Annotated in this window: 5 protein-coding genes, 1 tRNA gene, 1 rRNA gene and 1 other annotated feature; all 7 genes read right to left on the bottom strand. The window is 29.2% G+C overall.

The annotated features are described in order from the left end of the window. Positions 1–135 precede the first annotated feature (135 nt). The 7 genes from serS to rrf all read right to left on the bottom strand — a co-directional run bounded on the left by serS (position 136) and on the right by rrf (position 4,801). Entirely contained in the window at positions 136–1,413 is a 1,278-nt protein-coding gene (gene serS / locus NSA50_RS19330; RefSeq protein ID WP_195429679.1) for a serine--tRNA ligase, read from the bottom strand. Positions 1,414–1,478: 65 nt separating this feature from the next. Continuing rightward, positions 1,479–1,678, bottom strand: a binding site (T-box leader). Between the two features lie 89 nt (positions 1,679–1,767). Then, positions 1,768–2,022: a DUF1667 domain-containing protein gene (locus NSA50_RS19325; protein WP_195263956.1), complete on the bottom strand. Its 255-nt coding sequence runs from the start codon at positions 2,020–2,022 to the stop codon at positions 1,768–1,770. After that, on the bottom strand, positions 2,015–3,427 hold the full coding sequence (locus NSA50_RS19320) for an NAD(P)/FAD-dependent oxidoreductase (RefSeq protein WP_195263957.1): 1,413 nt from the start codon (positions 3,425–3,427) through the stop codon (positions 2,015–2,017). Before NSA50_RS19320 ends, NSA50_RS19325 begins: the two co-directional genes overlap by 8 nt. A 20-nt stretch (positions 3,428–3,447) precedes the next feature. Continuing rightward, positions 3,448–3,954, bottom strand: coding sequence for a transcription repressor NadR (locus tag NSA50_RS19315; protein WP_195263958.1), 507 nt, complete (start codon positions 3,952–3,954; stop codon positions 3,448–3,450). Between the two features lie 15 nt (positions 3,955–3,969). Then, positions 3,970–4,473, bottom strand: a complete 504-nt coding sequence (locus tag NSA50_RS19310; protein ID WP_195263959.1) for an HDIG domain-containing metalloprotein — start codon at positions 4,471–4,473, stop codon at positions 3,970–3,972. A gap of 124 nt (positions 4,474–4,597) precedes the next feature. Further along, positions 4,598–4,673 (bottom strand) — tRNA-Ala (locus NSA50_RS19305). A gap of 11 nt (positions 4,674–4,684) precedes the next feature. Then, a 5S ribosomal RNA gene (gene rrf / locus NSA50_RS19300) occupies positions 4,685–4,801 on the bottom strand. Between the last annotated feature and the right edge of the window lie 20 nt (positions 4,802–4,821).

Below are 4,821 nucleotides of genomic sequence, written 5' to 3'. Positions count from 1 at the left end.
AAAATAAATATTTAACCAGATATTTCATAGTATGTTTTTATTATAACCCCTAAAATATCAATTTTAAAATGCAAAAAAAGAGGTTGCTACAAAATGATTAAAAATCATTTTGCAACAGCCCCTTTAAAATTAAAACTATTTAATTACTTTCATGTTTCCCATGTAAGGTTGAAGTGCAGTTGGAATATTTACTGATCCATCCTCATTTAAGTTATTTTCTAAAAATGCTATTAACATTCTTGGTGGTGCAACAACTGTATTATTTAATGTATGAGCAAAATATTTTCCATCTTTAGAATTTACACGTATCTTTAAACGACGGGCTTGTGCATCGCCTAGATTTGAACAACTTCCGACTTCAAAATATTTCTTTTGTCTTGGTGACCAAGCTTCAACATCTACTGACTTAACTTTAAGGTCTGCTAAATCTCCAGAGCAACATTCTAAAGTTCTAACTGGTATATCTAAAGAACGGAATAAATCTACAGTATTTCTCCATAACTTTTCATACCACTCCATACTTTCTTCTGGTTTACATACAACTATCATCTCTTGCTTTTCAAATTGATGAATTCTATATACTCCTCTTTCTTCAATTCCATGAGCTCCCTTTTCCTTTCTAAAACAAGGAGAATAACTTGTTAAAGTATGTGGTAATGAATCTTCAGGTAATATAGTATCTATGTACTTACCTATCATAGAATGTTCACTTGTTCCAATTAGATATAGATCTTCACCTTCAATTTTATACATCATAGCATCCATTTCAGCAAAACTCATAACACCTGTTACAACTTCACTACGAATCATGTATGGAGGAATACAATAAGTAAATCCACGATCTATCATAAAATCTCTAGCATATGAAATTATTGCTGAATGAAGTCTTGCAACATTACCCATTAAATAATAGAATCCACTTCCTGCTACTTTTCTAGCACTATCTAAATCTAATCCACTTAACTTTTCCATTATCTCTGTATGATATGGAACTTCAAAATCTGGAACATTTGGTTCTCCAAAGCGTTCAACCTCTACATTTTCACTATCATCCTTACCAATTGGAACACTTGGATCAATTATATTTGGTAAAGTTAGCATTATTGTATTAACTCTTTCAGATAATTCTGTTTCCTTAACTTCTAGCTCAGATAAGCTCTCTGAGTTTTCAGTTACCTTCTTTTTCATTTCTTCTGCTTCTTCTCTTTTTCCTTGAGCCATTAAAGCTCCAATTTGCTTTGAAAACTTATTTCTGTCAGCTCTTAAAGCTTCAGCTTGTTGTTTAGCTTCCCTAAGCTTTTTATCTAATTCTATTACCTCATCTACTAATGGAAGTTTACTATCTTGGAACTTATTTTTTATATTCTTCTTAACTATCTCTGGATTTTCTCTTACAAATTTTAAATCTAACATTATGTATACCTCCTAATAATTTATATTTATTAATTTTTTTCATAAAAAAAGAACCTTTCCCCAAAATAAGGGACGAAAGATTCCGCGTTGCCACCCTAATTAATAGCAAAATATGCTATTCTCTTAAATAAATTTAACGGTTTAAGCCGTACTGCTCATCACAGTCCCTCCAAGGTGGATTCATAACATTTTACTATCGATTTACACCAACCACCGACTCTCTTAAAATAAATATTGTTATTACTAGCCTCTTCAACAGTTTTATTTTATTATTCTTAATATATTATAAAAATATATATATGTCAATATTTTACTAAGATGATTTATATATATTATTATACTTTTATATTTTATTTATTCATCATATAAGTCCCTTGTACAAATTATATCAATTCCAGTATTAAGTATATTTTTACATATTAAACTTCCAGACTTAATTGGAACGCTAACATATATTCTTGCTAATACCTTAGATAATTCTATCCAGACTCCTTTATCAACTTTTTCGCTAGACTTAACAGGAACAACTCTATATTTGTCACTTCCTTTTACCCTAACTATAGATGTAAATATATCCTTATTATCATCTTTATTTTGCAAATTAGACATCTCCAAACTCCTTTATTCTGCTTGAAATTACTTTAGAATTTTTAGAATCATCTACTATATCAGTAACCTTCTTATCCAATTCCCTTGCAAGTATATTTACAATTTTTTCATAGCAATAAGAACCATGGCAACTTCCAAATCCAGATCCAGTCCTTCTTTTAACACCTTCTACTGTTCTTGCACCTAATGGTCTTCTTATACAATCTACTATTTCGCCTTCTGATATATTATTACATACGCATATAATCTTTCCATATCTATTATCTAGTGAAATTATCTCATTAGCTTCTTTCTTACCAAGCTCTCTAAACTTATAGACTTCTCTTCTCTTATCTATAAAATTCTTTTTTAATGTACAGCTTAAATTATTTGCAATTGTATCACAAAGCATTTTTGCAATTGCTGGAGCTATTGTAATCTTTCCATAGTGAGTACCTGTTACTCTTATATATCCCTTATCTATTTCACTATCATCTATTAACATTGAATCCTTATTATAACTTTCTCTAAATAAATTATTAATATTATTCTTTTCTAAGTTCTTTAAAAGGCTATTAGCATATATTAAATTATCCTCTAAACTAGTTTTTTCAGTACTCTTTATTCCTATTAACGAACCTGTAGTAGTTGTTGGTGTGCTTAGCACAAATGTATTTTTATCAAAGGTCTCTATTACTATCTTATTTAATTTATTTCTATAGTTATCATCTACCAATAAGTAACTCATATTCTTAAAGTACTCTTCTTCACTTTCTAACTCTTTATCTTCAACCTTTCCATTTTCCCTTATATATATCTCATGCGGAATTGTATTTATTACAACCTTACAGGTAAACTTATTCTTATTAGTTGTTACTCTAAAACCTTTAGCTAAGTTTTGTATATTTAAAACTTCTTCTTCTAACCTAAAGTTAACACCATTATCTGCTGCTACTTCAGCATAGGCAATTGCCAAGTCATAAGGTGCAACTATCCCTATATTTTCTGAATATAGACCTTTTTTTATATTAGGATTTATATTAGGTTCGATATCATATACATCTTTATCATCTATTAAATATACACCATCTATTCCTCGCCTTTTAGCTCTTTCATACATTTCTTCTAATTTTTTAACTCCATTTTCATCACTTACAACTCTTAAAGCTCCAATTTTCTTAAAAGGAACCTTAAATTTTTCACAAGTATCAAGCATTATTGAGTTCCCTATATACTCAAGTCCTGCCATTACATCATCCGATGTTTCAGATCCATCATATACTATTGATGTATTTACAAATGATATATCATCTGCTATGTCATAATCCCTTTCTATTAAAGCAATATTAAAATTATATTTTGAAAGTTCATAAGCAACTGAACATCCTATTATTCCTCCACCCAATATAAGAATATCGTAATCCATAATCTATTTCCTCCCATAGTCTATAATAAAAATCCCTTTTCTAACAACTCTCTCTTTATTGCCTCAATATCTTCCTTACTATCTGCTGCTATTGTATGAAGATGAATACCATTTGTTAAATTTGAAAGTGGCTTTGCATTTTTTCTTTTAAATTCATTTTCAAATTTATTTAAGTCATTTAAGTTTTTTATCATTAAATTCCCTCTTATTTCTCCATAAAGAGGATGCTCAATAATAACATCTTCTATTATTCCACCATATTTAACTACTATTTCTAATTCCCTAATAGTTTTACTACTATCATGATTGACAGCAATAATAGACTTAACTTTATTAATATTTTTATTATAAATATATCCATCAGGAGTAGCTATAATATTTTTACCTGCTGCTCTTAATATGGCAATGTCTTTAACTATTATCTGCCTAGTAACACCAAATAAAGAGGCAAGCTCCGTTCCCTTAATGGCCTTGTTGCTTTCCACTAACATTTTCATAATTTCTTCTCTTCTTTCTATAGAACTCATAAATTCACCTCTTTATTAATTTTTATCATCACACCTACTTATTATATTAAGTATCTCATTTTCCTTGATTTTATCTTTATTATGATGATATCTAATAACCTGCAAAAATTCTTTATCATAATCAAACCCTTTAAGAATATCCAATCCTATCTTAGGATGATTATAATATATATCTATTTGCTTTATATTATCATATTTTTTTATTTTCCCTTTAGTAGCCTTATCTAATAATACCACTACAGATTTCTCCATCAAACTCAAATGTTTTTTACTTTTTCCTACATCATGCAAAAGTGCAGCTTTTCCTAACTTATATACGTCTATATCTATATCCAAATCATATTTCATTTTAATTGAGTCCTTGCAAACTCTTATACAGTGATGTTTATCATTATGCTTTAATTTATTAAAAATTTTAATTTCATCTTCGTTTAAAAATTCACTTATATACTTATAGTCTATCTCCTTAAATAATGATGTAAATCCCCATATAAATTGTTTTACTCTATATAAAGCCATTTCTATCACCTTACCGCTTTAATTAACTTTATTTTATATAAAAATAATAACATTATATATTTTTATTATCAATTATATATAATTTTATTAAAAACAAAAAAAGCTACGATTAATATCGTAGCTTTGGTGGAGGTAAAGGGATTCGAACCCTTGACCCCTTGCGTGCAAGGCAAGTGCTCTCCCAACTGAGCTATACCCCCATAAAAAAATAACCTGGCAATGTTCTACTCTCCCACACAGTCTCCCATGCAGTACCATCGACGCTGTAGAGCTTAACTTTCCTGTTCGGAATGGAAAGGAGTGTTTCCTCTACGCCATCATCACCAGATTTCAGAGTGTTCTCTGAAA

Origin of the sequence: Clostridium mucosae (assembly GCF_024622765.1) — a bacterium.
In the GTDB taxonomy this organism is placed as follows: Bacteria; Bacillota; Clostridia; order Clostridiales; family Clostridiaceae; genus Clostridium.
The sequence above is the reverse complement of the archived record's forward strand: the minus strand, read 5'-3'. Positions and strand labels throughout refer to the sequence as shown.